Genomic DNA, 24,665 nt, shown 5'->3' with positions numbered 1-24,665 from the left:
TCCGTCAAGGGCTCAAGGCTCGACGAAGCAACGGCTGGGAGCTGGGAGCTGGAAGCTGTCACAGCCCGTACTCGGCGATCCGCCGCTTGAGCGTCGAGAGCGGAATCCCAAGCTCGCGGGCGACGGCGGTCTTGTTGTTGCCGTTGCGTGCCATGGCGTCACTGATCATCTGGCGCTCCATCGCCTTGAGCTCGGCGGGGGACTGGGCCACGGCGGCGGATGAGCCGCCGGAGGTATCGCCCATGGGGCTGGGCTGGGAGGCCCCGCCGAGATCCCTCAGGCGCAGGTGCTCGGGTCGGATCTCCTGGCTGCGACAGAGCACGGCCGCCCGCTCCAGGACGTTGCGCAGCTCACGGACGTTGCCGGGCCAGTGATAGCCCAGCAGGGCGCGCTCGGCGTCTGCCGTCAGCCGACAGGGCATACCCATCTTGTCGGCGAAGCTCTGCACGAGCAGCGGGATGTCGGGCTTGATCTCACGCAGCGGCGGCACCTGCAGGCAGATGACCGAGAGGCGGTAGTAGAGATCGGCGCGAAACTCCCCGGCTTGCACCATGGCCTCGAGGTTTCGGTGGGTCGCGGCGATGACACGCACATCGACCTTGACGGACTGATCCGATCCGACCGGCACCACCTCGCGGCTCTCGAGCGCCCGCAGCAGCCTTGGCTGCAAATCCAACGGCAGCTCGCCGATCTCGTCGATGAAGAGGGTTCCGCCGTCCGCGCGGCGAAAGGCGCCTTCCCGCGAGCCGGTCGCCCCGGTGAAGGCCCCTTTGATGTGTCCGAAGAGGTCGTTGCGCACCATCTCGGGATCGGTGACAGAGGCATCGAAGACGACCAATGGCCCGCGCCGGCCCGACAGCTCATGCAGCGCGGTCGCGACGACCTCCTTGCCCGAGCCGGACTCGCCGGTGATGAGCACCGTGGTCGGCGTCGGCGCCACCACCTTGATAAGGCCGTAGAGCTCACGCATGGGCTCTGTGCCACCGACCAGTCCGCCGAGGCGGCTCTCTTGGGCGACCTCGTAGGGCCGCTCCTCCGTGCCGGCGCCGATGCGGATCTCTGTGGATCCCAGGGTAAGCACGCTGTCTGTTCCCAGATAGGCCTCCTTGACCCTGAGTCCGTTGAGAAAGGTCCCGTTGGTGGAGCCCAGATCGCTGAGCAGCAGGCCCTCCTGGGTCATGCGGATCTCGGCATGGTGCCGCGAGACCGTGCGGTCCGTGAGCATGACGTCGTTGTCTGGGGCGGTTCCGATCTTCACGCTCGGCAGCGTCAGCTTGACCTCGCGACCGGCGTCCGGTCCCGAGAGGATCTCCAGCTCGATGCGCTCGAGACGGATCTTTCGGGCGGCCTCATCGGCCGCTGGCATAATCTGGGTGGAGCTGGGATCCGCCGTTGACATGGGCTGTGCAGTCGATCCAATGGCTGGGCCAATGCGTCAATGGTAGCAAGCACTGGCATGGCGATGTGCACCCCTGACGGCCCATCAGCGGCAGCTGACAGGCGTCAATGCCTTCCGCGAGCGCGCCGATTAGCGTTGCCCTCCAATCGGCGAAGGCCGATGATGCCCAGCCCAAAGTGCCCTAGAGCCCATCAGGAGAGGAGCGCCACCCCCAATGCTCGATTCACCCTTCGATTTGGACAACGAAGACGCCTACCGCCGCTGGCGCGATGAAAAGCTGGCCCAGGCTCCGACGGCGCTCACCGACCTGGTCGTCGAGATCGGTGATCCGCGCCGCCTGACGGACAGCGAGCATGCCGCCATCCTGGAGCGCTGCCGCCGAGCCAACATGGCCATCTATGTCGGTCAGACCGGGGACGACCCGGACAAGGCCATCCCGACGGCGATCGGCGCGCGCTTCGGACTGCATCGACTCGATCACAACCGAGGTGCCGACGAGGACGCCATCACCTCATTGACGGTGCAGACGGATGCCGGGCATCGAGACTACATCCCCTACTCCAACCGCCCCATCGACTGGCACACGGACGGCTATTACAACAGCCCGGACCGCGAGATCTTCGCCCTACTCCTCCATTGCGTTCAGCCGGCCGAGAGCGGCGGAGAGAACGCCCTGCTGGATCAGGAGATCGCCTACATCCTTGTGCGCGACAAGTCGCCCGACTACATCCGCGCCCTCATGCACCCGGAGTGCATGACGATTCCGGCCAGCTTCGTCGACGGCGAGCAGGTGCGTCCCGACCAGCCCGGACCTGTCTTCTCGGTGAGGCCCGACGGGCGCCTCCACATGCGCTTCACCAACCGCTCGCGCAACATCCGCTGGCGCGAGGACGGGCTGACCGCCGAGGCCGTCGCCTGCCTCAAAGGCATCCTCAAGGAAGGCTCGCCCTGGCACTTCAAGGGGCGGTTGAAGTCCGGCTGGGGACTGGTGAGCAACAATGCGCTGCACACCCGTACCGGCTTCACGGACGGAAGCGCACCCCGCTTGCTTTACCGGGCACGCTACTACGACCGGATCGAAGGGACCTGAGCGAGGCGCTCGCGCACAAGATCAGGTGCGCACATCCCAGGCGAGCGAATACCAGACCGCGTTGTCCGGGTCTAGCAGGTGCTCGGCACTGAAGGGGTTGTCCTCGGGAAAGAGGTCGGGATCCAGGCCAGTCTCGCGGATCGCCAAATCGCGCCCGTCACCCCAAGTAGTTTCCAGGGCTTTCGTCATCTGCGCCGGGCTCTTGAGTCCGGGATTTTGATCCAGATGCCACAACAGCGATCTGCGCTGCGTCCTGATGGTGTCGCGCCAGCCCTTTTCATTGGTGCGCGCTCGGTCGACCTGAACCTGCAGCTTGAGCAGATGCGCGATGAGGATGTCGAGCTGCTGGAGCTCTAGAGACGTCTTCTTGCTCTATAGTAGGAATCCTTACGACCTTTAAATCAGGGGATACGGGTCATGGCGAACGTCGAAAAGGTGAGTGTGGCGCTAACGCCCGAAATGCTGGCCGTTGTGCGCGAAGCTGTCGAGAGCGGCGAGTATGCCTCAACCAGCGAGGTCATGCGGGAAGCGCTGCGGGACTGGAAGAAGCGGCGTGCCCTGGAGCAGAGCGAAGTGGAGGAGCTGCGGCGTCTTTGGCAGGAAGGCCTTGCGAGTGGACAGGGACGTTTCACCGATATGGCGGCGGTCAAGACTGAGGCCCGGCGGCGGCTTGTCGACGCTGAGGAGACTCAAGAGCCAAGGGCATGAGGGACAATGCCAAACATCAAGCGGACGGCCCAAGCCGAGGAAGATCTAATCGACATCTGGCTCTACATTGCGCCGGGTGATAGGCGCGCCGCCGACCGTATTCTAGATGACATTGAGGAGAAGCTAATGCTTCTTCGGGATCAACCGTCCCTGGGTCCAGCGCGGCCAGATATTGCGCCGGGACTGCGCTACTTTCCGATGCGACGGTATCTCATCCTGTATCGCGAGATCACGGATGGTATCGAGGTCGTCCGCGTGGTGCATGGTGCACGTGATGTTCTGGCACTGCTAACGGACAATTGTCCCTAGGAGGACCTGACAGCCACCAGCAGCCAGCCTAGGTGATTTCCGGGAAACAGATTCCCCGAGGATGGGCAAAGCGCAGCCTGCCCATCGTCCAGGCGCCTGAGCGACCTGGGTGGGCACGCCCCACAAACGGCTTCCCCATACGCGCCGGCGTGCCAGGGGCTTTGCCCATCCTACTGGAGGCGCTGTTCTGGGTAGGATCATTTCAGGAGATCACCTAAGAGCCTTGTCTTAGAAGGGCTCTTAGGTGTCCTATGCGTCATCCGAACGGATGAGCGGCCTGTCAGCCAGAAAGTCCGGCATCTGGATGTTTCTCGGCTAGCACCGCCGGGCGGACCGGGCATGAGGGATGCCGTCTCGACAAGGGCGCATTCGAGATACTCATTCCGACTCGGGATAGAAGTCGTCGTCGAAGACCTGGTCGCGGCTATAGGGACAGATTTCAGGAAATATGGTCTTGGGCAGCCGGGTCTCCTTGTGGGCGAGACGGACCGCGACCGGATAGGCGTCGGCAATGGCCCCATCGACGGCAGACTTCAGGCCGGGGGATTGGCGCAGCAAATCGGCAAGCTGCTCGCGCTGCTCGACGATGGTCGAGCGCCAGCTGTCGCCTTTGAATTCGCGCCACCGCTCGGAGAGCGAGCGATATTGAAACTCCCATTTGAGCAAATGCGCCAGCAGCACCAGCAAACGGCTGTGCAGCTCGCGGCGATCGCTCTTGCTCATGTCGCTGAGCTCCTCCAGCAGATGCTCGATATCGAGCTCGTCGAAGCGTCGCTCGCGCAGCAGCTCGGCGTTGCGTTGCGCCCAGGCGGCGTAGTCGGTCTGGTAGAGTGTGGTCAGGTCAGTCATGTCGGGATGACGAGGCTCATGCTTGTGATGCACCCGGACAAGTATAGCCTCGGGTGCTCAAGCCCAAGTCGAGGCGCTCAACCTAGAAAGCGTCTCGCCCTGCAGTCTCTCGTCGGCGGGCAAGCCCAGCGCGGTCCGCCAACAGCCACCGGCGCGGGATTCGGTGGACTTCGCTCTCGCTCGTCCGCCCGACCGGCCTTGGCGCCTTTGCGGCTCCGCATTCCGGAGCTCGGCTCAAGCGAGCAGGGGACCGAGCGCGTCCAGCAGGGCGGCGTTCTCGTCCGGCGAGCCAACCGTCAGGCGCAGACAGTCCTCGAGCATTGGGTGCGCGCCGTTCAGGTTCTTGACCAGGATCTTGCGCTCCTTGAGGCCGGCGAAGATGGCGTCCGCGCGTCCTTCAGGCATGCGCGTCAGGATGAAGTTGGCCTCGCTCGGATAGGGATGGATGCCCGGAAGCCGACCGAGACCTTCCATGAGATGACCGCGCTCGACGCGGATGCTGTGCGTCTGCTCGTCCAGCATCGCCTTGTGCTTCAGGGCGAAGGCCGCGGAGACCTGGGTCAGCACGTTGATATTGTAGGGCAGCCGGACCTTGTCGATCTCGTCCAGCCAAGGCTTGGGGCCGACGAGATAACCCAGACGCAGACCGGCCAGCCCCATCTTGGAGACGGTGCGCATGACCAGGAGGTTCTCCCAGTCGCCGAGCAAGCCCATGAAGCTGCAGTCGGTGAAGGGGGAATAGGCCTCATCGACGATGACCAGCCCGGGTGCCATCTCGATGATGCGCACCATGTCGTCGGCGTCGAAGCGGTTGCCGGTCGGGTTGTTGGGATAGGCCAGATAGACCAGCGCCGGCTGCTCGCGCTCGATCGCCGCGAGCATGGCATCCAGGTCGAGCGAGAAGTCCTCGGCCTCGAGCGGCACGCCCAGGTACTCCATGCCGGCGAAGAGCCCGATCATGCGGTACATGACGAAGCCGGGATCGACCGAGAGGATCTTGCGGCCGGACTGCGCGACCGTGAGCGCGATCATCTGGATCAGCTCGTCCGAGCCATTGCCCAGCAGCAGGCCCATGTCCTCCGGGATATCCATGGCCGCACGGATGGCCAGCTGCAGATCTTCCCCTTGCGGATCCGGATAGCGATTCGGCTCGACCGCGCGCAGCGTCTCGAGCCATTCGGCCTTGAGCGCATCGGGCCAGCCATAGGGATTCTCCATGGCATCCAACTTGATCAGGCCCGTCGCCTCGGGGACGTGGTAGGCCTTGAGCGCACGGATCTCGGGCCGCACCAGGGCATCGATGCGGGCCTTCATTCCGCGCCTTCTCCGCGGTATTCGGCGGAGCGCGCGTGGGCGGTCAGCCCCTCGCCGCGCGCCAGCACGGAGGCGGTCTTGGACAGCTCGGCCGAGCCGGCCCGCGAGGCCATGATGAGGCTGGAGCGTTTCTGGAAGTCGTAGACGCCGAGCGGCGAGGAGAAGCGCGCCGTGCGCGAGGTCGGCAGCACGTGGTTGGGACCGGCGCAGTAATCGCCCAAGGCCTCGGCGGTGTAGCGCCCCATGAAGATGGCGCCCGCGTGGCGGATGCGGCCGACGATGGCCTCGGGGTCCTCGACCGATAGCTCCAAGTGCTCGGGGGCGATGAAGTTGGCGACATCGATGGCGTCGTCCAGATCGCGCGCCTGGATCAGGGCCCCGCGTGCGCGCAGGGCGGCGGAGATGATCTCCTGGCGCTCCATGGTCGGCAGCAGCTTGTCGATGCTGGCGGCGACGCGATCGAGAAAACCGGCATCCCAGCTCACCAGGATCGACTGGGCATCCTCGTCGTGCTCGGCCTGGGAGAAGAGGTCCATGGCGATCCAGTCGGGATCCGTCCCGCCGTCGCAGACGACCAAGATCTCCGATGGGCCAGCGACCATGTCGATGCCGACCTGACCAAAGACGGCCCGCTTGGCGGTGGCGACATAGATGTTGCCTGGTCCCACAACCTTGTCGACGCCAGGGATGGATTCCGTGCCATAGGCCAGGGCCGCGACCGCTTGGGCGCCACCGATGGCGAAGGCGCGGTCGACGCCCGAGACATGGGCGGCGGCGAGGACCAGCTCGTTCAGCTCACCGTCGGGCGTCGGCACCACCATGATCAGCTCGGCGACACCGGCCACCTTGGCGGGAATGGCGTTCATGAGCACGGAGGAGGGATAGGCCGCCTTGCCCCCAGGGACATAGAGCCCGGCGCGATCGAGCGGCGTCACCTGCTGACCGAGCAGGGTGCCGTCCGGCTCGCGGTAGCTCCAGCCGCTCGTCTTCTGGTGCTCGGCATAGGCGCGGATGCGCTCGGCCGCCTTCTCGAGTGCGGCGCGCTGAGCGGCCGGAATCTTGCCCCAAGCCGCCTCCAAGCGGGCCTTTGGCAGCTCGAGGTCCGCCGCGCTCGCTGGGGTCCAGCGGTCGAAACGGCTGGTGTAGTCGATCAAGGCCGCGTCACCGCGGGCGCGGACCTCGCGAATGATCTCGGCGACGGTCTGCTGGACCCTGTCATCCGACACGGACTCCCAGGCCAGCAGATCGGCGATCCGTGCCTGATAGTCGGAATCCGCGGTAGAAAGACGTTTGATCTCGGTCACGACGATGTCACTGTTTGGAATTGAAAGTTCACGCTGAAATGACGGCTGCCTGGGCGCATCCCTCACCGCTGCCCGACGGCCTCGCGAAGGCACTCGAGCAGCGCACTCACCGCCTCGTGCTTCATCTTCCAGGACGCCTTATTGACGACCAGCCGCGAGCTGATGTCCGCGATATGCTCCAGGGGCACCAAACCGTTGGCTTTGAGTGTATTGCCGCTCTCGACCAGGTCCACGATCAGATCGGACAAGCCGACCAAGGGCGCCAGCTCCATGGAGCCGTAGAGCTTGATGATCTCGACCTGCTGGCCCTTGGAGGCGAAATAGCGCTCGGCGCTATGGACATACTTGGTGGCGATGCGCAGCCGTCTGGAGGTCGGCTCGAGCGCGTCGGGCAGACCGGCCACCATCAAGCGGCAGCGGGCGATGCCGAGGTCGAGCGGCTCGTAGAGGCCTTCGCCGCCATGCTCGAGCAGCACATCCTTGCCGGCGACACCCAGGTCGGCGGCACCGTATTGAACATAGGTCGGTACGTCGCTCGCGCGGATGATGACGAATTTGACCTTTGGACTGGACGTCTCAAGGATCAGCTTACGGCTGGTCTCCGGGTCGTCAAGGGGCTCGATGCCCGCGTGTGCAAGCAGCGGCAATGTTTGGTCGAAGATACGGCCCTTGGAGAGGGCAATCGTCAGTGGGGCATTCAGATTCATGGCGTTGCGGTCCCATTGCCCCCGGAGATGCGCTCGATGCTCGCACCCAAGCCCGAGAGCTTCGCCTCCATGGTCTCATAGCCGCGATCGAGGTGATAGATGCGGTCGACCATGGTCTCTCCCGCGGCGACCAGCCCGGCGAGGACGAGCCCGGCCGAGGCGCGCAGGTCCGTCGCCATGACCGGGGCCGCGGTCAAGCCGCCAACGCCATGGCAGACGGCCAGATTCCCCTCCACCCGAATGTCGGCACCCATGCGCTGAAGCTCGGGAACATGCATGAAGCGGTTCTCGAAGATGGTCTCCGTCACCACGCCAACCCCCTCAGCGATCGCATTCAGCGCGCAGAACTGGGCCTGCATGTCAGTGGGAAACGCCGGGTGCGGCGCCGTGTGGATGTCCACGGAGCGCGGCCTGCGGCCACGCATGTCCAGCTCGATCCAGTCCGGACCGACCTCGACCGCGCCACCGGCCTCGCGCAGCTTCTGAATCACGGCATCCAGACAATCCGGGCGGGTCTCCTCGACACGAACACAGCCACCCGTCATCGCGGCCCCGACCAAGAAGGTGCCGCTCTCGATCCGGTCGGGCATGACGCGATACTCGGCACCACCCAAGCGCTCGACGCCCTGAATCCGGATCTCCGCCGTGCCCGCGCCCTGGATGCGGGCGCCCATGGCATTGAGGAAGTCCGCCAGATCCGCGATCTCGGGCTCGCGCGCAGCGTTCTCTATGAGCGTCTCTCCGTCGGCGAGGGCGGCCGCCATCATGAGGTTCTCGGTCCCGGTGACCGAGACCATCTCCATCACCAGCCGAGCGCCCTTGAGCCGCTTCGCCCGCGCGCGGATGTAGCCGCTGTCCACGCTGACCTCCGCACCCAAGGCGCGGAGTCCGTCGATGTGGAGATTCACGGGCCTGGCGCCGATGGCACATCCCCCCGGCAAGGAGACGTCGGCCTGGCCGTAGCGCGCCACCAGGGGGCCGAGCACCAGGATCGAGGCGCGCATGGTCTTCACCAGCTCATAGGGGGCCACGAAGCTGGTGAGGGCCGCCGGCTGCACGGTGACGGCGCCCTCCGCGGTGCGCTCCAGCCGCGCGCCCATGCGCCCCAAGAGCGCGAGCATGGTGTTGATGTCACGCAGGTGCGGCACGTTCGTGAGCCTGACTGGACCATCGGCCAAGAGGGTCGCGGCCAGAATGGGGAGGGCGGCGTTCTTTGCCCCGGACGCACGCACGCGCCCCTGAAGTGCCTGGCCGCCTGTGATGAGGAGTTTATCCATGGAGATCGAGCGAAGAACAGAAGAAGGGAGCCCGAAGGGGCGGGCGATCAGTGCCCGGTTGGCAGCAGATCTTGAAGATTCGAAAAGGCGGCGATCCGCCGTAGCGAGTCGGGCAGACGCCTGTAGCTGAGCTGGATATCGCGCGTCTGCGCCATCTCCAGCCACTCGAGCAGGAGCGCGAGCCCGGCGCTGTTGGCCAGCTCGACCCCGGAGAGATCGATCGCGACCCGTCCACGATCCGGCACCTTACGGAGCAGGCGCATGCCCTCCTCCGCCAAGTGCGTGACCGTGGTGAAGTCCAGCACGCCAGAGAGCTCCCAGCGGCCAGACTCCGCGGGCAGCAATCGCGCCGCCGTCACCCTTGGCCCTTCTGGTTCATGTCCACGAGCTTCGCGATCAGACCGTCGACGCCGCTCTGACGGATCTCGTTCGCGAAGCTGCTCCGGTAATTGCCGACGAGGCTGGCATTGTTGATCACCACGTCATAGACCTTCCAGCCGTTGCCGTTGTTATACATACGGTAGTCGACGGGGATGGGGGCGGCGCCCGGCTCGCGCACCTCGGTCGAAACAGTGACCGTCGAGGGGCGACTCCCCGGCTTGACGGGCAGATACCGAATCTCCTCCCCCGAATAGCTGAGCAGCGAGCGGGCGTAGGTGCGGATCAGCACCTGCTTGAAGCCGTCGACGAGACGCTGCTGCTGGGCGGGCGTCGCCTGGCGCCAGTACTGCCCGAGCGCGCCCTGGGTGATGCGCTGGAAGTCGAAATGAGGCGCAACGATGCTCTCCACCATGCCGTAGATCAGCGATGGATTACGATCCACCTCGGCGCGACGCGCCTCCAGGGTGCTCAGCATCCGCTCGGCCGTGCGCTTGACCAGCGCCGTCGCCTCGTCTTGCGCAGCCTGGGCGCCAAGGCTCCAGAACAGGGGTGCCAGGGCCAGAAGCCCGATCAGGAAGTGACGTCTCGAAGCCATCAGCCGCTCTCACCTGCTTTTCTGAAAAGAAACTGTCCGATCATCTGCTCGAGCACCAGCGCCGACTGCGTGTTGGCGATCTCGTCGCCGTCGCGCAGGTAGTCCGGGCTGCCGCCAGGCTCGAGACCGATGTACTGCTCGCCGAGAAGACCGGCGGTAAAGATATTCGCGAAGGTATCCTCGGGGATGGCGTCGATCCCGGCATCGACACGCATGGTCACCACGGCTTCGTAGGTCGTCTTGTCGAAGCGCACGCCCTCGACCCGCCCGATCCGCACACCCGCCATGGTGACCGGGGCCCGGACCTTGAGACTGCCGACGTTCGCGAAGCGCGCGGTCAGCGCATAGCCCTCGCCACCTGAGCTCAGGCTGAGATTACTCACCTTCATGGCGAGAAAGAAGAGCGCCACCAAGCCGAGCGCCACGAAGGCACCGACCATCAGCTCCACATTTTGCCGCTTGGCCATATCCTCAGTCTCCAAACATCAGCGCCGTCAAGACGAAATCCAGCCCCAAGACGACCAGCGCCGCATGGACGACCGATCGGGTCGTCGAGCGACTCACGCCGATGGACGTCGGCACACTGTCGTAGCCCTGGAAGAGGGCAATCCAAGTGACCACGATCCCGAAGGCCAGGCTCTTGATGACGCCGTTGACCACGTCCTCGGCAAAATCGATCTTCGCCTGCATCTGGCTCCAGAAGGCGCCGTCATCGACGCCCAGCAGCCCCACACCGACGAAATAGCCCCCGAGGATACCCACGGCGCTGAAGATGGCCGCAAGCATGGGCATGGCGAGCACGCCGCCGTAGAAGCGCGGTGTCAGCACGCGCCGGACCGGATCGACCGCCATCATCTCCAGGCCGGAAAGCTGCTCGGTCGCCTTCATCAGGCCGATCTCCGCCGTCAGCGCCGAGCCCGCGCGCCCCGCGACCAAGAGAGCGGTCACGACAGGACCGAGCTCGCGCACCAGAGACGCGGCCACCATGACACCCAGGCTCTCCTCGGCGCCGAACTGGTTGAGCACATAGTAGCCCTGGAGCGCGAGCACCATCCCGACGAAGAGCCCCGAGACGCCGACGATGAGGAGCGACAGGACACCGATATTGACGATCTGCTCGCCCAGCAAGCGCGGATGCCGGAAGATCTCCCCGGACCCGCGCAAGATGTCGGCCAGCAGCAGGTGCCCGCGCCCCAGCCGGGTCAGCGAGTCCAGCACGCCACGCCCGAGCGCGGCTATGGAATCCACCAGCATCAGGCCGCGCTCCGTCGGAGCAGATCCTGCGCCAGCGGCGGCCCCGGATAGTGGAAGTGCACGGGTCCGTCGGGCAGACCGCCCATGAACTGACGGACCCATTCCGAGTCGTCCGCCTCGACCTCCGCCGGGGACCCCTGGGCAATGATTCGCCCCTGCGAGATCACGTACAGATAGTCGGCGATGCTCGCGGTCTCGCGCACGTCGTGCGAGACGACGATGCTGGTGAGGCCAGCTGCGTCGTTGAGGTGACGAATCAGCGCGATCAGCACGCCCATCGAGATCGGATCCTGGCCGGTGAAGGGCTCGTCGTAGAGGATCATCATCGGATCCAGGGCGATCGCCCGCGCCAGCGCGGCCCGGCGGGCCATGCCACCGGAAAGGGCGCTGGGCATGAGATCGCGCGCCCCGCGCAGCCCGACCGCCTCCAGCTTGAGCAGGACCACCTTGCGCAGCATGGAGGGGCTCAGATCCGTATGCTCGCGCAGCGGATAGGCCACGTTGTCGAAGACGCTGAGATCCGTCAGCAGGGCATTCGATTGGAATAGCATGCCCATGCGGCGGCGCAGCTTGAACAGCTGCGGCTTGTCCAACCCCTGGATGTTCAGCCCATCGACCTCGATGCTTCCGGCATCCGGTCGCAGCTGGCCGGTAATCAGCTTGAGCAAGGTCGTCTTGCCGGTGCCGCTCGGCCCCATGACCGCCGTGACCGCGCCACGCTGGATATCCAGATCCAGGTCTTCGAAGACGACCAGCGAGCCACGGCGATAGGTCAGGCCGCGGATACGAACCAAAGGCTTGGGGACTCGCGGGGAGGCCGCCGGCTGGGAATCGCCAGTCGTCACGGCCGGCGTCGAGGCACCTGGCGCCTTTGACCTAGAGCCATTGTCCTTCATGGGGCTTCGCCTAGCCATGGTCCTGGTTTGTGAATCGCGGTCGCCGTAGGCGAAAGCGCGGAATTGTCGCGAGCGGCGCCCGAGGCGTCAAGAGAGCGCAAGGGGCGGCCCGCCTCTGCGCCGACCATGGCATCGGCTCGCCGCGCCGGAACTTCGGCAGAGCACGCGGGGACAGACCACCCTCGAGATCGCTCGAGCAGGCAGGCTCGCCGGGCGGCACGCGCGGCCAGCGCGACGCGCTTCCGAGCAGCGACGCTAGGGCAGGCGCCATCCGCCCGCATGTGCTCGCGGGACACGACCCGCCGCGTGGTGTATTTTGTGCCGGCAACTTTGGGCGCAAACTGGCGCCCCTCAACCCGACAGCCAAGACTAAAGCATCCGGCAGCCACCCAAACGCATGACAGAGAAGCGACAACTCGGCGCACTCCGAGCGCCTCTATCGAGTGGACAGGCGGAGCAGATCATAGCCCTCGGCCGCGCGGTGATCGAGAACGAGGCCGTGGCGGTTGCCGCGCTCGAGGCACGCATCGATCGCGCCTTCGTCGAGGCCTGCCGCTACATGCTCGCCTGCGAGGGGCGCATCGTCGTTCTCGGCATGGGCAAATCAGGCCACATCGGCGGCAAGATCGCCGCGACCCTGGCAAGCACAGGCAGCCCCGCCTTCTTCGTTCATCCCGGCGAGGCCAGCCATGGCGACCTTGGGATGATCACACCACGCGACGTGGTGCTCGCCATCTCCAATTCAGGCCAGACCGACGAGCTGCTGACCATCCTGCCGATCCTCAAGCGGCTCGGTGTCCCCATGGTGACCATGACCGGCCAGCGCGACTCGACCTTGGCCAGGGAGGCGGACGTCAATCTTGACATCAGCGTGGCGACGGAGGCCTGTCCGCTCGGCCTGGCCCCGACATCCAGCACCACGGCCGCGCTCGCCATGGGCGACGCCCTGGCCATCGCGCTGCTGGAAAGCCGCGGCTTCACCGCCGAGGACTTCGCGCGCTCCCACCCCGCCGGCAGTCTCGGCAGGCGCCTGCTGCTGCACGTCAGCGACATCATGCACCGCGACGAGCGCGTCCCCGAGGTCCCTCTGGGCAGCAGCTTGCTCGAGGCCCTGGAGGAAATGTCGCGCAAGGGACTTGGCATGACCGGCGTGGTGGACGCGCAGGGGTGCCTAGCAGGCATCTTCACCGACGGCGACCTCAGGCGCGCGCTGGACGGCGGCATCGATGTCCGCGAGACCCGCATCGACAGCATTATGACGCGCGACTGCGCGACACTGAGCGCAGACGCCCTGGCGGTCGAGGCGGTCCGGATCATGGAGTCCAAATCGATCAATGGCCTGCTGGTCATCGACGACCGGCGACGCCTCATCGGCGCGCTGAATATGCACGACCTTCTCAGGGCCGGCGTCGTCTGACCGCAGAGAAAAACCATCCTTGGAGGGCACTGATGCAAGAGGTTCGCGACCGCGCTGCAAACATCCGGCTTGTGATCTTCGACGTCGACGGCGTCCTCACCGATGGCAGCCTCTTCCTCGGCGACGACGGCCAGGAATACAAGGCCTTCAACTCGCGTGACGGTCATGGCATGGTCATGCTCCAGGAGACGGGCGTCCGGCTGGCCATTATCACCGGACGCACGTCGAACGTCGTCCAGATGCGCATGGAGAGCCTCGGCGTCTCCGATGTCTACCAGGGCTACCGCAAGAAGCTGCCCGCCTACGAGGAGCTGAGACAGCGCCTGAGCCTGAATGACGACGCCATCGCCTACGTGGGCGATGACGTCGTCGACCTGCCCATCATGCGGCGCGTCGGCCTCGCCATCGCAGTCGCGGACGCCCACCCCGCCGTGAAGGGTCGCGCCCATTGGACAACCTCCGCGCTGGGTGGACAGGGCGCCGCGCGGGAGGTCTGCGAGCTGCTCATGGACGCCCAGGGGTCGCTCGATGCGATGATGGCGCGTTACCAATGATGACGCACGACCAATGAGGACGGCGCCCCGCCCATGACCCGTTTCGCACCGCCCTCGAACGGCTACGGCTGGCCGCGGCACCAGCTCCTGCTGCTCCTCCTGCTCGGCATGATCGGCATCGCCGCCTGGTGGCTGATGCGCATCGGCGCGCAAGACACACGCGTGCTCGGCGCCCGCGAGCGCCTGCCAGACTACGTCGTGCGCGACTTCTCCGCCGTGGAGACGGACGCCGCGGGCCAGCCGGGCCGCAAGCTCGTCGCGCTGGAGCTTCGCCACTATGCGGAAGAAGGCATTTCGGAGCTGACCCATCCGCGCATGGAGCTGTTCCAGGCCGATGGTCCGCCTTGGCGCGCGCAATCGCGCAGCGGCACCATCTTCGACAACGGCGAGCGCGTGCGGCTCGCCGGAGACGTCCGACTCGATCGCGAGGGCGACGGCGATTTCCGCGAGACGCATCTCGAGACCGAGCGCATCGACATCCTGCGTGCCGAGGCGGTCGCCGAGACCGACCTCCAGGTCAGCATCCGCAGCGACGACGACACGCTGACGGCGAATGGCATGCGGCTCTGGTACAACGAGCCGACCCGCTCCACCTTCCATGGCCGGGCACGCATCCGTCTCGCGCCCGCAGAGGAGCCTAAGCCTTGAGAGCAGCAGTGGCCCCACTCCGGCGACGACTGCGACCTGGCCTCGCCCTCTTCGCCCTCCTGGCTGGCGTCGGCGCTTGCGCATGGCTGCCGGCCTGGGCCCTGAAGGACGATGCCAAGCAGCCGATCTTCATCGAGGCGGACGACGTGGAGGTGCGCGAGAGCGACAGCACCAGCGTCTACGTCGGCAATGTTCAGGTCGACCAAGGCAGCATGCGGCTCCTGGCCGACCATGTGACCGTCTATCACCGCGAGGACCGCCAGCCCAGGCTCATCATCGCGCTCGGAAGCCCAGCCAAGTACAAGCAGCAGCTCGACGACGATCAAGGCGAGGTCAAGGCCTTCGCCAAGCGCATGGAATACGACGCCGACAAGGACGAGCTCACCCTGATCGGCGACGGCTTGCTGATTCAGGGCGCCGATCGCTTGGCGGGCGAGCGCATCGTCTATGATCGCGCCAAGGCCCAGTTCCGCGCCGGCGGCTCTGGCCGCGTCAAGATCACCATCACCCCGGAGCAGGAGTGAGGATCTTGGGTACGAGGACCCGGCTTTGACCGCGCTACGCGCCGAGCACCTGCAGAAGCACTACCGCAGCCGCCAGGTCGTGCAGGACGTGAGCGTGCAGGTCGACGCCGGGGAGGTCGTCGGCCTGCTTGGCCCGAACGGTGCCGGAAAGACCACCTGCTTCTACCTCATCGTCGGCCTCATCCCCGCCGACCAAGGCCGCATCCTGCTCAAGGATCGCGACATCACCCGGCTTCCCATGCACGCACGCGCGCGCTCAGGGCTCAGCTACCTGGCGCAAGAGCCGTCCGTCTTCCGCAAGCTCAGCGCGCGGGAGAACATCATGGCCATCCTGGAAACGCGCAAGGGACTCAAGCGCGCGGAGCGGGAGCAGCGCTGCGACCGTCTGCTGGAAGAGCTCGGAATCGCGCATGTCGCCGACTCGCTCGCCCTCAGCCTGTCTGGCGGCGAGCGCAGACGACTCGAGATCGCCCGGGCGCTCGCCGTCGATCCGGCGGTGATGCTGCTCGACGAGCCCTTCGCCGGCGTCGATCCCATCGCAGTCGGCGACATCAAGGCGATCGTGTCCCATCTGCGCGACCGCCGCATCGGCGTCCTGATTACAGATCATAATGTACGCGAGACCCTCGACATCTGCGATCGCGGCTACATCATCAATGCGGGAACCGTCATCGCCTCGGGAGAGCCGAGCGAGCTGCTCGAAGACCAGCAGGTCCGCGACGTCTATCTGGGAGCGGACTTCTCCATGTAGGCGCGAAGCTGCTAAGGTCGGGGGGGAAATCCCAGTGCGCTCGCGCACATTGCCGCGCGCGGCGCCCTGGAAGAGCCGTTTAGATGTGCCGGAGTCGACTAGAATTAACCTAGGCACCCTTATTGCTTTAAGCTACTTGCACCGGTTCAATCCACCACGCCAGCGCGATCGATGAAGCAATCCATCCAGCTTCGCCTCAGCCAGCATCTCACGATGACGCCTCAGCTGCAGCAGGCGATCAAGCTCCTGCAGCTCTCCACGCTCGACTTGCAGAAGGAGATCCAAGAGGCGCTCGACACCAACCTCATGCTCGAGGAAGGCGACGAGGCCGATCGTGAGAGCACGCCGAGCACCGAGGAGAGCGGGATGTCCCGCACCGAGCAGACGGAAGCCTCAGCGGGGGACCAGGACCTCAAGGTCGACCGCGAGATCCGCGCCGAGTCCAGCGAGATGCCCGAGGACTTGCCCGTCGACACCCAGTGGGCGGACGTCTACGACAGCTACCTGCCAACCACAGCGCACGGCGCCGACGACGGCTCGGACTTCGACCCCTTCGCGCATCAGAGCCGCCCTCAGACCCTCCAAGACCATCTCGCGTGGCAGCTCAATCTCAGCCGCCTGAACGATCGCGACTTCATGATCTGCCAGGCCATCCTCGACGCGGTCGATGCCGGAGGCTACCTGCGCAGCGACGTCGATGAGCTGCTGGCGACCATCGACGACGCGTCCATCGCCGCCGAGGAGATCGAAACGCAAATCCACCGGGTGCAGTCGCTCGATCCGCCGGGGATCGGGGCCCGCAGCCTGCAAGAATGTCTGCTCATCCAGCTGCGCCAGATGCCCTTCGGCACCGAGCTGAGGGATCAAGCGATTGCCATCTGCGAGAAGGGCTTCAACCACTTGCCGCGCAGCGATGTCAACGCCCTCATGAAGCAGCTCAAGCTTCCCGAAGCGGAAGTCATCGGCGCCCTGGGACTCATCCGCGGGCTACAGCCGAGGCCGGGCAGCTTGATCGAAACGGCACCATCGGAGTACGTTGTCCCTGACATCTTCGTCCGCAAGAAGGAGGGGCGCTGGCTCGTCGAGCTAAATTCCGAATCGACGCCTAAACTTAGAGTGAATGCGGACTACGCGAGCTTGGTCCGGCGCTCGGATCAGAGCGCAGACAGCGTCACGCTCAAGAGCCACTTGCAGGAGGCCAGGTGGTTCATCAAGAGCCTGGCAAGCCGCAACGACACGGTGCTGCGAGTGGGGTCAAAGATCGTCGAGATGCAGCAGGATTTCTTCGAGCACGGCGACGAGGGCATGCGCCCCATGGTGCTGCGCGACATCGCCGAAGCCTTGGATCTGCACGAGTCCACCGTGTCTCGCGTCACCACGCAGAAGTACATGCACACCCCCCGCGGCACCTTCGAGTTCAAGTACTTCTTCTCCTCTCACGTCAACACCGCATCTGGCGGCGAATGCTCGTCCACGGCCATTCGCGCCCTGATTCGCAAGCTCATCGCCAGCGAGTCACCCAAGAAGCCGTTGAGCGATAGCAAGATCGCCCAGGAGCTTGGCGATCAGGGCATCAATGTCGCGAGACGAACAGTCGCCAAATACCGCGAGGCAATGGGTATCCCACCCTCGAACGAGCGCAAACGCCTGGCTTAACAGGCCGTTTGAACCTTTGAAGGAGTCACATGATGCAAATCAACCTGACGGGTCATCACATCGACGTCACCGAAGCGCTGAAGTCCTACGTCGACAGCAAATTCGAGCGTCTAGCACGGCACTTCGACCACGTCATCAACGCCCATGTCGTCCTAAGCGTCGAGAAGCTGTCGCAGAAGGCAGAGGCGACGCTCCACGTCAACGGCGGCAAGGTATTTGCCGACTCCGTCCACGAGGACATGTACGCGGCCATCGATGGTCTCATCGACAAGCTCGACAGACAGGTCATTCGCCACAAGGAAAAGAAGAGCAGTCACCGCGGCGCAGCCGTCAAGATCGTCGAGGCAGAATAGCCAGCGACGCGGAGCGAGCACGGAAAGCGCCCAGCTCCTCTCCAAGAGTGGCAGGCGATGATTCCTTCCGTAGAATAAGCCGCTCGGGCAGAGGAGAATCGCGCCGCTGCACTCGCTTCATCGGACGGTCGAGCGCCGCCGCTAGGGATAGAGAGGCATCCGCACCTGGAAGAGCGGCGTATTGACTCAGCATCTCTCGAGCACCTGCTCGCAGCACCTCGGACGGGCGGATCGACCGTTCGAGGTGTTTTTCATTGAGACAACTGCAGATGAGCACATCTACAGGCTTGGGTCCCGTGATCCAATCATGACCCGAGGTAGCAGAAAACATGAGCAATAACAGCCCCTGCCACCCTTCGGGCGCGCCTTGCGCGACCGCACCTGAGGCCATCTGGAGTCGGCCCCATGTTCAGTCCTGACCTGATCACCGAGACCAGAATCGGCTGCGGTGTGGAGATCGCCAGCAAGAAGCGACTCCTGGAGACGCTGGCGGAGCTCTTGGCGAACGACCATCCGCGCCTTCAGGCGGAAACTGTGTTCGAGCGGCTGCTGGAGCGCGAACGGCTCGGCAGCACCGGCTTGGGACATGGCATCGCCCTGCCGCACGCTCGCCTCAAAGACGTGAGCGAAGTCCTCGGCGCCTTCGTCCAGACAGTCAAGGGCGTCGACTATGATGCCGCCGACGGCGAGCCCGTGGACTTGGCGTTCGCGCTGCTCGTCCCCGAGGAGGCCAACGAAGAGCACCTGCAGCTCTTGGCGCACTTGGCCAGCTTGTTCAGCAGCGCGAGCGTTCGCGCACGCTTGCGCGAGGCAGCGTCACCCTCGGGCTTGCTCGACGTCCTCAACACAGAGTGAGCCGGCCTGCCGGCGGCGCACCCTCATGCTCGACAGTCTTCAGTCCACCGTCGACCAAACCGGGCATCAGCTGAAGCTGCGCTGGCTGACGCCCGAGCCCGAGATCGAGCGCCCGCTGCGCGGCGAGGAGCCGGAGCAGGCCCAGCAGTCCCTGATCGGGTCATTGAACTGCATCCATCCGAACCGCCTCCAGGTCATCGGACACCCGGAGCAGCTCTATCTGGCCACGCTCGGCACGACGGCCTATGCAGAGACCGTCAAGAAGCTCTTCTCCGACCGGCCGGCTGCCGTAATCTTCACCGACGACATCGAGCCGAGCCCGGACCTGCGCGACGAGGCGACACGGACCCAGACGCCTCTGCTTGGCTCCACGCTCGGCGACCAGGAGCTGATCAACCATCTGCGCTACTTCCTGACCCACGCCCTGGCAGAGCGCACGACGGTGCATGGCGTCTTCATCGAAGTGCTCGGGATGGGCGTCCTGCTCGTCGGCGACCCGGCGGTCGGCAAGAGCGAGCTGGCGCTGGACCTCATCACCCGCGGGCACCGCATCATTGCGGACGATGCCCCCAGGTTCGCACGCATCGCACCCGAGACCATCGAGGGCACCTGCCCGGAGACGCTCCGGGATTTCCTCGAGGTCCGCGGACTGGGTATCCTGAACATCCGCGCGATGTTCGGAGAAGGCGCCATCCTGCGCAACAAGACGCTCAATCTGGTCATCGACCTGCAACCGCTCGACCAGCGGCAGCTCGCCTGCATCGACCGCCTCACGGGGGGGCTTTCCGCCATGACCATTCTGGGAGTGGCCATCCCGAAGATCGTCATGCCGGTCGCGCCGGGCCGCAATCTCGCCATCCTGGTCGAGGCCGCGGTCAGGCACCAAATGCTCCGAATTCGCGGCTATGATGCCGGAGTCGACTTCATCGATCGCCAGGCGCGGGCGATCAGCCAAGACCGACCCGACCCACCGGCGGCCAAGCCCTGACGCAGCCTGGCTCACCGTGCGCCAAATGTTTTCGGCCTGACACAGGGCACATCCGATGAAACTGGTCATCCTCAGCGGTCTCTCTGGCTCCGGGAAGAGCGTCGCTTTGCATACGCTCGAGGATCTCGGCTTCTATTGCATCGACAATCTTCCGATCTTCTTGCTCAAAGAGCTGATCCGCGGCCTCGCGCGCAAGCTCGACGACCCCGCGCTCTCGAGCACGGCGGTCGGCATCGACGCGCGCACCAATCCAGACGACCTGCGTCAGCTGCCGGAGCTGGTGCAGGAGGCGCAAGCGAGCAGCATCGCCTGTCAGGTGCTCTTCCTGGAGACCGACACAGAGACCCTGATCCGCCGCTTCAGCGAGACCCGCCGCAAGCACCCGCTCACACGTGGCGACCGCCCCCTGCGCGAGGCGATCACGCTCGAGCAGAAGCTGCTGGAGCCCATTCGCCGCCACGCGGACGAGCTCATCGACACCACGGAGACGAACGTGCACGAGCTGCGCGACCGGGTGCGCGGCTGGCTCGTCGGCAACGCCTCGCCGAAGGCGTCGGTTCTGCTGAAATCTTTCGGCTTCAAGCATGGCGTCCCGGCCGATGTGGACTTCGTCTTCGACGTGCGCTGCCTGCCCAACCCACACTGGCAGCCGGAGCTGCGCATGCTCTCGGGCCTGGACCCTCAGGTCGCGCACTTCCTGGAGTCCAGCCCAGAGGTAATCCGAATGCGCGATGACATCATCGCCTTCTTCGAGCATTGGATTCCGCAATTCGAGACGGACGGGCGCAGCTATTTGACCATCGCCATCGGCTGCACCGGCGGCCAGCATCGTTCGGTGTACATGACGGAGGCACTCGGCCGCCACTTTGAGGCCCTCGGTCACAAGGTCATGGTCCGGCACCGGGAGCTGTCGTGAGCGTCGGCATCCTGCTGATGACGCACGGCCCCCTCGCCGGAGACCTGCTGCGGATCGCCGGCGAGATCCTCGGCGGCCGTCCAGAGAAGGCGGAGGCCCTGGAGGTGATCAATGACACCCCCCGCGAGACCTTGGTGGACAGGTCGCTGCGTCTCGCCGACGGCCTCGACGACGGCGACGGCGTGCTGATCCTCACCGACGTCTATGGCGCCACACCCGCCAATGTTGCCCTCACGTTGAGCGAGCGGCGTCCCCGTACCCGCGTGCTCGCCGGCGTCAATCTGCCGATGCTCCTGCGGGCACTCAACTATGCCAAGCTCGACTTGGACACAGTCGTCGATCGGGCGCTCGAGGGTGGCCGCAACGGCGTCCGCCTCTGCGAGCCGCGCGAATAGGCACTAGGCTTAGAGCAATTAGGAGCCGGTTTCGGGATGATCCGCAAAGAATTCGAGATATGTAACAAGCTCGGACTGCACGCGCGCGCAGCGGCGAAGCTGGTGCAATGCGCCGCGCACTTCGAGAGTCAGATCGACATCGAGCGACGCGGCCAGAGCGTCAACTGCAAGAGCATCATGGGCGTGATGATGCTCGCGGCCAGTCAAGGCACCAAGGTCAGGGTCGAGGCGCGTGGCGATGACGAAGAGGAGGCCATCTTGGCCATCGAAACCTTGATCAGGGAACGCTTCGGAGAGCCTGAGTGACGCTCGCCTTTCAGGGCATAGGTATCGCCTCGAGCTGCTCCGTTGCGATCGGACCAGCCTTCATCGACCTGCGCGGCCAGAGCGGCGCCTCCCATGCGGCCATCGACGCGGATCAGGTCGAGCGCGAGATCGCCCGCTTCGACCTTGCCGTCGCGGCGGCGCACGCCTCCGTGCAGAACGTGCGGGCGCAAATCCCCGCCACCACGCCGTTCAAGATCGCCGAGCTCCTCGATGCCCATCTGCTCATGCTCGAGGACACCGCCCTCGTCGAGGAGGTGAGGCGGATCGTCGCCGACGAGCTGTGCAGCGCCGAATGGGCCCTGCAGCTGCACCGGGACACCTTGGTCGAGGTCTTCGACCAGATGGACGACCCCTATTTGCGCACCCGCCGCGACGACATCGAGCACGTCGTCCAGCAGATCCAGGCGTATTTGCGCGGAGAAGGCGCGCAGCAGCCCTTGGAAGCGCAGGACTTGAATGGGGTCGTGGTCGTCGCCCGCGACTTGACGCCCGCGGACACCATCCTGCTGCGCCACCGGGGCGCGGCGGCCTTCGTCACCGAGTTCGGCGGCCCCATGTCGCATACGGCCATTCTGGCGCGCAGTCTGGCGGTTCCGGCGGTCATGGGGGTTCACGAAATCACCCGCTACTTGCGCCCCGGCGAGCAGCTGGTGGTGGACGGCGAGACCGGCACGGTCCTGGCCAAGGCCGACGACTCCACCCTGGAGTACTATCGCCAGCGGCTGCGGGCGATCGAGGCACGGCAGCGCCGACTGCGGGGAATCGCGCACCGCCCCACCCACACGCGCGACGGCGTCTCGGTCAGTCTCCAGGCCAATCTCGAGCTGCCAGAGGACGTCGAGATCGCGCGCGGCAATGGCGCAGCCGGCGTGGGCCTCTACCGCACCGAATTTCTCTACATGAGCAGAGCCGACCTCCCGGACGAGGAGGAGCACCTGGCGACCTACACCGCAATGATCGAGGACCTGGATGGCATCCCCATCACCATCCGCACCCTCGATCTCGGAGTGGACAAGCGCGCCGACGGCCTCACCGCCTGCGGCTCCGCTGCCTGCAATCCGGCGCTCGGACTCCGTGCCATCCGCCTCTGTCTCAAGGAGCCGGCCCTCTTCCGCCCACAGCTGCGGGCGATCCTGCGCGCCTCGGCAGTTGGGCCGGTGCGGCTGATGCTTCCCTTGGTGACCAATGTCGAGGAGCTCGACACCGTGCTCGCGCTCATCGAGGAGCTCAAGCATCAGCTGCATCAACAGGGCCTGCCCTATGACGACGCCCTCCCCGTCGGCGCCATGATCGAGGTGCCGGCGGCGGCGCTGTCGGCACGCGCCATCGCCAAGCGCATGGACTTCCTCTCCATCGGCACCAACGATCTCGTCCAATACACCCTGGCGGTGGATCGGCTCGACGACTCGGTCAACTATCTCTTCGACCCCATGCATCCTGCGATCCTCCGGCTCATCCGCATGACCATCGAGGCCGCCAACAGCGCCGACATTCCGGTAAGCATGTGTGGCGAAATGGCTGGCGATACCCAATTCACCCGCCTGCTGCTCGGCATGGGGCTGCGCGAGCTCAGCATGCAGCCGGGCGCCCTCCTCGACGTCAAGGAGCTAATCCTGCAGGCCGATACCCAGGATCTCAGGCGACGCGTTGCACAGCTCTTCACCCACCTCGACGAGACCTCCCCGGCACGCCTGCTGGACGCGCTCAATCAAGCCTGACATCGCTCGGGAAGTCCCCAGTTGTTAGCATAGGCGCGCGAAGCCCCCCGCCTCGAGGGCTAGATCACGACCGCGCGCCAAGGTGACCATGACAGCCCCCGCCTCCAGCAATCCCGAAGCCACGCGTCTCGAAGACCTGCGCCAGGTGCTCGAGCAAGGCGGCATGCGCAAGGCCGGACGCATGCTCAACGCCTTGCAGACGGCCGAGATCGCCCACCTGCTGGAGTCGCTGCCCCCCAAGGAGCGCGAGCTGGTCTGGAACCTGGTGGACGCGGAGCACGATGGCGAGGTCCTCACCTATCTGCACGACGACGTTCGCGAGCACCTGATCCAGCTGATGGACACCGGCGAGCTGGTCGCAGCCGTGGGAAGCCTGGACACGGACGACCTCGCCGATATCGTCCAAGACCTCCCGGTCGCTATCACCCATGAGGTCGTCAAGTCGCTCGATCAGCAGCGCCGCGACCGCCTCGAGAAGGCGCTGTCCTACGCCGAAGACAGCGCCGGCGGACTGATGAACTCGGACACCGTCACGGTGCGCCCGGAGATGACCTTGGACGTGGTGATGCGCTACCTGCGCAGGCTGAGAGACGGCCTGCCGGACATCACCGACAACCTCATCGTCGTGAACCGAAAGGGCCACTATCTAGGCGTACTTTACCTCACCGACCTGCTGACGCACGATCCCGAGGACTCGGTCGCGGAGGCCATGACACTGGACGTACAGGCCATCCCAGCAACCTGGAGCGCCCGGGAGGTCGCGACCCGCTTCGAGCAGCACGATCTGGTCACCGCCCCGGTCGTCGATGACGAAGGGCTTCTGCTCGGACGCATCACGGTCGACGACGTGGTCGACGTCATCCGCGAGGAAGCGGATCACCAGTTCCTCGGTCAAGCCGGCCTCTCCGAGACCGAGGACATGTTCGCGCCCGTCCTGCTCAGCGCCCGCCGCCGCGCACTCTGGCTTGGCGTCAACCTGCTCACGGCCTTTCTCGCCGCCTGGGTAATCGGCCAGTTCGAGGCCACCATCCAGCAGGTCGTGGCCCTGGCGGTGCTCATGCCCGTGGTCGCCAGCATGGGCGGGATCGCCGGCACCCAGACGCTGACCCTGACCATCCGCGGTCTCGCCTTGGGCCAGCTCACGCTCAAGAGCACGCGCTGGCTGCTCGCCAAGGAGATGGCGGTCGCGGCGATCAACAGCGTCATCTGGGCACTGGTGGTCGCCCTGATCGCACAGCTCTGGTTCAAGGATGCCGACATCGCCTTGGTGATCGCCGCGGCCATCACCATCAACCTCTTGGCTGCGGCCTTCGCCGGTGCCCTGCTGCCCCTGGCGCTGCAGCGATTGGGCATCGACCCCGCGCTCGCCGGCGGGGTCATCTTGACGACGGTGACCGACGTCGTCGGCTTCCTCGCCTTCCTGGGTCTCGCGACCCTCTTCCTGCTATGAGCCGACCGCTCGCTGCGCGGCAAGACCCTG

General features: G+C 65.4%; 29 protein-coding genes. 17 read left to right on the top strand and 12 right to left on the bottom strand.

Annotated features, from left to right (window positions below; translation table 11 throughout):
* Positions 1-58: 58 nt before the first annotated feature.
* Complete coding sequence (locus G3446_RS14520) at positions 59-1,399, bottom strand: sigma 54-interacting transcriptional regulator (RefSeq protein ID WP_164453549.1); 1,341 nt, start codon at positions 1,397-1,399, stop codon at positions 59-61.
* 214 nt (positions 1,400-1,613) lie between these two features.
* On the opposite strand from G3446_RS14520, the gene G3446_RS14515 reads away from it, so the two are divergent.
* Positions 1,614-2,489 (top strand): TauD/TfdA family dioxygenase, encoded by an 876-nt coding sequence (locus tag G3446_RS14515; RefSeq protein ID WP_164453548.1) that lies wholly within the window; start codon positions 1,614-1,616, stop codon positions 2,487-2,489.
* Positions 2,490-2,510: 21 nt separating this feature from the next.
* Here G3446_RS14515 and G3446_RS14510 read toward each other — a convergent pair whose 3' ends face one another.
* The gene (locus tag G3446_RS14510; protein WP_245232513.1) at positions 2,511-2,801 is read right to left on the bottom strand and encodes a DUF29 family protein; all 291 of its coding nucleotides are present in this window, start codon (positions 2,799-2,801) and stop codon (positions 2,511-2,513) included.
* A gap of 105 nt (positions 2,802-2,906) precedes the next feature.
* On the opposite strand from G3446_RS14510, the gene G3446_RS14505 reads away from it, so the two are divergent.
* Both G3446_RS14505 and G3446_RS14500 read left to right on the top strand, forming a co-directional pair.
* Positions 2,907-3,197, top strand: coding sequence for a type II toxin-antitoxin system ParD family antitoxin (locus G3446_RS14505; RefSeq protein WP_164453547.1), 291 nt, complete (start codon positions 2,907-2,909; stop codon positions 3,195-3,197).
* A 6-nt stretch (positions 3,198-3,203) separates the two neighbouring features.
* The gene (locus tag G3446_RS14500; RefSeq protein WP_164453546.1) at positions 3,204-3,506 is read left to right on the top strand and encodes a type II toxin-antitoxin system RelE/ParE family toxin; all 303 of its coding nucleotides are present in this window, start codon (positions 3,204-3,206) and stop codon (positions 3,504-3,506) included.
* A gap of 378 nt (positions 3,507-3,884) precedes the next feature.
* Here G3446_RS14500 and G3446_RS14495 read toward each other — a convergent pair whose 3' ends face one another.
* From G3446_RS14495 to G3446_RS14450, 10 genes are all read right to left on the bottom strand, one after another.
* On the bottom strand, positions 3,885-4,355 hold the full coding sequence (locus tag G3446_RS14495; RefSeq protein WP_164453545.1) for a DUF29 domain-containing protein: 471 nt from the start codon (positions 4,353-4,355) through the stop codon (positions 3,885-3,887).
* Positions 4,356-4,589: 234 nt separating this feature from the next.
* Positions 4,590-5,669 carry a histidinol-phosphate transaminase gene (gene hisC, locus G3446_RS14490; RefSeq protein ID WP_164453544.1) on the bottom strand — a complete coding sequence of 360 codons (1,080 nt, stop codon included), beginning with the start codon at positions 5,667-5,669 and terminating at the stop codon, positions 4,590-4,592.
* Positions 5,666-6,973: a histidinol dehydrogenase gene (gene hisD, locus G3446_RS14485; RefSeq protein ID WP_164453543.1), complete on the bottom strand. Its 1,308-nt coding sequence runs from the start codon at positions 6,971-6,973 to the stop codon at positions 5,666-5,668. Before hisD ends, hisC begins: the two co-directional genes overlap by 4 nt.
* A 62-nt stretch (positions 6,974-7,035) precedes the next feature.
* Positions 7,036-7,680 (bottom strand): ATP phosphoribosyltransferase, encoded by a 645-nt coding sequence (gene hisG / locus G3446_RS14480; RefSeq protein WP_164453542.1) that lies wholly within the window; start codon positions 7,678-7,680, stop codon positions 7,036-7,038.
* Positions 7,677-8,957 carry a UDP-N-acetylglucosamine 1-carboxyvinyltransferase gene (gene murA, locus G3446_RS14475; protein WP_164453541.1) on the bottom strand — a complete coding sequence of 427 codons (1,281 nt, stop codon included), beginning with the start codon at positions 8,955-8,957 and terminating at the stop codon, positions 7,677-7,679. Before murA ends, hisG begins: the two co-directional genes overlap by 4 nt.
* Before the next feature lie 47 nt (positions 8,958-9,004).
* Positions 9,005-9,316 (bottom strand): STAS domain-containing protein, encoded by a 312-nt coding sequence (locus G3446_RS14470; RefSeq protein WP_164453540.1) that lies wholly within the window; start codon positions 9,314-9,316, stop codon positions 9,005-9,007.
* The gene (locus tag G3446_RS14465) at positions 9,313-9,933 is read right to left on the bottom strand and encodes an MlaC/ttg2D family ABC transporter substrate-binding protein (protein WP_164453539.1); all 621 of its coding nucleotides are present in this window, start codon (positions 9,931-9,933) and stop codon (positions 9,313-9,315) included. Before G3446_RS14465 ends, G3446_RS14470 begins: the two co-directional genes overlap by 4 nt.
* Positions 9,933-10,400: an outer membrane lipid asymmetry maintenance protein MlaD gene (gene mlaD / locus G3446_RS14460; RefSeq protein WP_164453538.1), complete on the bottom strand. Its 468-nt coding sequence runs from the start codon at positions 10,398-10,400 to the stop codon at positions 9,933-9,935. The genes G3446_RS14465 and mlaD overlap by 1 nt, the downstream gene beginning before the upstream one ends.
* Before the next feature lie 4 nt (positions 10,401-10,404).
* Positions 10,405-11,187, bottom strand: coding sequence for a lipid asymmetry maintenance ABC transporter permease subunit MlaE (mlaE, locus tag G3446_RS14455; RefSeq protein ID WP_164453537.1), 783 nt, complete (start codon positions 11,185-11,187; stop codon positions 10,405-10,407).
* Positions 11,187-12,032: an ABC transporter ATP-binding protein gene (locus G3446_RS14450; protein ID WP_342450115.1), complete on the bottom strand. Its 846-nt coding sequence runs from the start codon at positions 12,030-12,032 to the stop codon at positions 11,187-11,189. The genes mlaE and G3446_RS14450 overlap by 1 nt, the downstream gene beginning before the upstream one ends.
* Before the next feature lie 448 nt (positions 12,033-12,480).
* Between G3446_RS14450 and G3446_RS14445 the strand changes: the two genes are divergently transcribed.
* The 14 genes from G3446_RS14445 (at position 12,481) to mgtE (ending at position 24,635) form a co-directional block, all read left to right on the top strand.
* Positions 12,481-13,500, top strand: a complete 1,020-nt coding sequence (locus G3446_RS14445) for a KpsF/GutQ family sugar-phosphate isomerase (RefSeq protein ID WP_164453535.1) — start codon at positions 12,481-12,483, stop codon at positions 13,498-13,500.
* Between the two features lie 32 nt (positions 13,501-13,532).
* The gene (gene kdsC, locus G3446_RS14440) at positions 13,533-14,054 is read left to right on the top strand and encodes a 3-deoxy-manno-octulosonate-8-phosphatase KdsC (RefSeq protein WP_164453534.1); all 522 of its coding nucleotides are present in this window, start codon (positions 13,533-13,535) and stop codon (positions 14,052-14,054) included.
* 33 nt (positions 14,055-14,087) lie between these two features.
* Complete coding sequence (lptC, locus tag G3446_RS14435; protein WP_164453533.1) at positions 14,088-14,702, top strand: LPS export ABC transporter periplasmic protein LptC; 615 nt, start codon at positions 14,088-14,090, stop codon at positions 14,700-14,702.
* Between the two features lie 59 nt (positions 14,703-14,761).
* Positions 14,762-15,226 carry a lipopolysaccharide transport periplasmic protein LptA gene (gene lptA, locus G3446_RS14430; protein WP_245232511.1) on the top strand — a complete coding sequence of 155 codons (465 nt, stop codon included), beginning with the start codon at positions 14,762-14,764 and terminating at the stop codon, positions 15,224-15,226.
* Between the two features lie 25 nt (positions 15,227-15,251).
* A complete protein-coding gene (lptB, locus tag G3446_RS14425; RefSeq protein WP_164453532.1) occupies positions 15,252-15,977 on the top strand; it encodes an LPS export ABC transporter ATP-binding protein in 726 nt (241 codons plus the stop codon).
* Between the two features lie 171 nt (positions 15,978-16,148).
* Positions 16,149-17,633 (top strand): RNA polymerase factor sigma-54, encoded by a 1,485-nt coding sequence (locus tag G3446_RS14420; protein ID WP_164453531.1) that lies wholly within the window; start codon positions 16,149-16,151, stop codon positions 17,631-17,633.
* Between the two features lie 32 nt (positions 17,634-17,665).
* Entirely contained in the window at positions 17,666-17,986 is a 321-nt protein-coding gene (hpf, locus tag G3446_RS14415; RefSeq protein ID WP_164453561.1) for a ribosome hibernation-promoting factor, HPF/YfiA family, read from the top strand.
* 405 nt (positions 17,987-18,391) lie between these two features.
* The gene (locus tag G3446_RS14410) at positions 18,392-18,841 is read left to right on the top strand and encodes a PTS sugar transporter subunit IIA (RefSeq protein ID WP_164453530.1); all 450 of its coding nucleotides are present in this window, start codon (positions 18,392-18,394) and stop codon (positions 18,839-18,841) included.
* 25 nt (positions 18,842-18,866) lie between these two features.
* Positions 18,867-19,829: an HPr(Ser) kinase/phosphatase gene (hprK, locus tag G3446_RS14405; RefSeq protein ID WP_164453529.1), complete on the top strand. Its 963-nt coding sequence runs from the start codon at positions 18,867-18,869 to the stop codon at positions 19,827-19,829.
* Between the two features lie 55 nt (positions 19,830-19,884).
* Positions 19,885-20,745: an RNase adapter RapZ gene (rapZ, locus tag G3446_RS14400; RefSeq protein WP_164453528.1), complete on the top strand. Its 861-nt coding sequence runs from the start codon at positions 19,885-19,887 to the stop codon at positions 20,743-20,745.
* Positions 20,742-21,140, top strand: coding sequence for a PTS sugar transporter subunit IIA domain-containing protein (locus G3446_RS14395; RefSeq protein ID WP_164453527.1), 399 nt, complete (start codon positions 20,742-20,744; stop codon positions 21,138-21,140). Before rapZ ends, G3446_RS14395 begins: the two co-directional genes overlap by 4 nt.
* Positions 21,141-21,176: 36 nt before the next feature.
* Positions 21,177-21,446, top strand: a complete 270-nt coding sequence (locus tag G3446_RS14390) for an HPr family phosphocarrier protein (RefSeq protein ID WP_164453526.1) — start codon at positions 21,177-21,179, stop codon at positions 21,444-21,446.
* Positions 21,443-23,185, top strand: a complete 1,743-nt coding sequence (gene ptsP, locus G3446_RS14385; RefSeq protein WP_164453525.1) for a phosphoenolpyruvate--protein phosphotransferase — start codon at positions 21,443-21,445, stop codon at positions 23,183-23,185. The genes G3446_RS14390 and ptsP overlap by 4 nt, the downstream gene beginning before the upstream one ends.
* Before the next feature lie 88 nt (positions 23,186-23,273).
* The gene (gene mgtE, locus G3446_RS14380; RefSeq protein ID WP_164453524.1) at positions 23,274-24,635 is read left to right on the top strand and encodes a magnesium transporter; all 1,362 of its coding nucleotides are present in this window, start codon (positions 23,274-23,276) and stop codon (positions 24,633-24,635) included.
* Positions 24,636-24,665 lie beyond the last annotated feature (30 nt).

It is taken from the genome of Thiorhodococcus minor (assembly GCF_010820565.1).
Taxonomy (GTDB): domain Bacteria; phylum Pseudomonadota; class Gammaproteobacteria; order Chromatiales; family Chromatiaceae; genus Thiorhodococcus; species Thiorhodococcus minor.
Note: the sequence above shows the minus strand (reverse complement) of the source record. Positions and strands in the feature narration are given on the sequence as shown.

What these genes read in the sequence shown, in the direction of transcription:
- G3446_RS14520 (WP_164453549.1), bottom strand. Translation starts at nt 1,399, where the DNA reads ATGTCAACGGCGGATCCCAGCTCCACCCAGATTATGCCAGCGGCCGAT.
- G3446_RS14515 (WP_164453548.1), top strand. Translation starts at nt 1,614, where the DNA reads ATGCTCGATTCACCCTTCGATTTGGACAACGAAGACGCCTACCGCCGC.
- G3446_RS14505 (WP_164453547.1), top strand. Translation starts at nt 2,907, where the DNA reads ATGGCGAACGTCGAAAAGGTGAGTGTGGCGCTAACGCCCGAAATGCTG.
- G3446_RS14500 (WP_164453546.1), top strand. Translation starts at nt 3,204, where the DNA reads ATGCCAAACATCAAGCGGACGGCCCAAGCCGAGGAAGATCTAATCGAC.
- G3446_RS14495 (WP_164453545.1), bottom strand. Translation starts at nt 4,355, where the DNA reads ATGACTGACCTGACCACACTCTACCAGACCGACTACGCCGCCTGGGCG.
- hisC (WP_164453544.1), bottom strand. Translation starts at nt 5,669, where the DNA reads ATGAAGGCCCGCATCGATGCCCTGGTGCGGCCCGAGATCCGTGCGCTC.
- hisG (WP_164453542.1), bottom strand. Translation starts at nt 7,680, where the DNA reads ATGAATCTGAATGCCCCACTGACGATTGCCCTCTCCAAGGGCCGTATC.
- murA (WP_164453541.1), bottom strand. Translation starts at nt 8,957, where the DNA reads ATGGATAAACTCCTCATCACAGGCGGCCAGGCACTTCAGGGGCGCGTG.
- G3446_RS14465 (WP_164453539.1), bottom strand. Translation starts at nt 9,933, where the DNA reads ATGGCTTCGAGACGTCACTTCCTGATCGGGCTTCTGGCCCTGGCACCC.
- mlaD (WP_164453538.1), bottom strand. Translation starts at nt 10,400, where the DNA reads ATGGCCAAGCGGCAAAATGTGGAGCTGATGGTCGGTGCCTTCGTGGCG.
- mlaE (WP_164453537.1), bottom strand. Translation starts at nt 11,187, where the DNA reads ATGCTGGTGGATTCCATAGCCGCGCTCGGGCGTGGCGTGCTGGACTCG.
- G3446_RS14445 (WP_164453535.1), top strand. Translation starts at nt 12,481, where the DNA reads ATGACAGAGAAGCGACAACTCGGCGCACTCCGAGCGCCTCTATCGAGT.
- kdsC (WP_164453534.1), top strand. Translation starts at nt 13,533, where the DNA reads ATGCAAGAGGTTCGCGACCGCGCTGCAAACATCCGGCTTGTGATCTTC.
- lptC (WP_164453533.1), top strand. Translation starts at nt 14,088, where the DNA reads ATGACCCGTTTCGCACCGCCCTCGAACGGCTACGGCTGGCCGCGGCAC.
- G3446_RS14420 (WP_164453531.1), top strand. Translation starts at nt 16,149, where the DNA reads ATGAAGCAATCCATCCAGCTTCGCCTCAGCCAGCATCTCACGATGACG.
- hpf (WP_164453561.1), top strand. Translation starts at nt 17,666, where the DNA reads ATGCAAATCAACCTGACGGGTCATCACATCGACGTCACCGAAGCGCTG.
- G3446_RS14410 (WP_164453530.1), top strand. Translation starts at nt 18,392, where the DNA reads ATGTTCAGTCCTGACCTGATCACCGAGACCAGAATCGGCTGCGGTGTG.
- hprK (WP_164453529.1), top strand. Translation starts at nt 18,867, where the DNA reads ATGCTCGACAGTCTTCAGTCCACCGTCGACCAAACCGGGCATCAGCTG.
- rapZ (WP_164453528.1), top strand. Translation starts at nt 19,885, where the DNA reads ATGAAACTGGTCATCCTCAGCGGTCTCTCTGGCTCCGGGAAGAGCGTC.
- G3446_RS14390 (WP_164453526.1), top strand. Translation starts at nt 21,177, where the DNA reads ATGATCCGCAAAGAATTCGAGATATGTAACAAGCTCGGACTGCACGCG.
- mgtE (WP_164453524.1), top strand. Translation starts at nt 23,274, where the DNA reads ATGACAGCCCCCGCCTCCAGCAATCCCGAAGCCACGCGTCTCGAAGAC.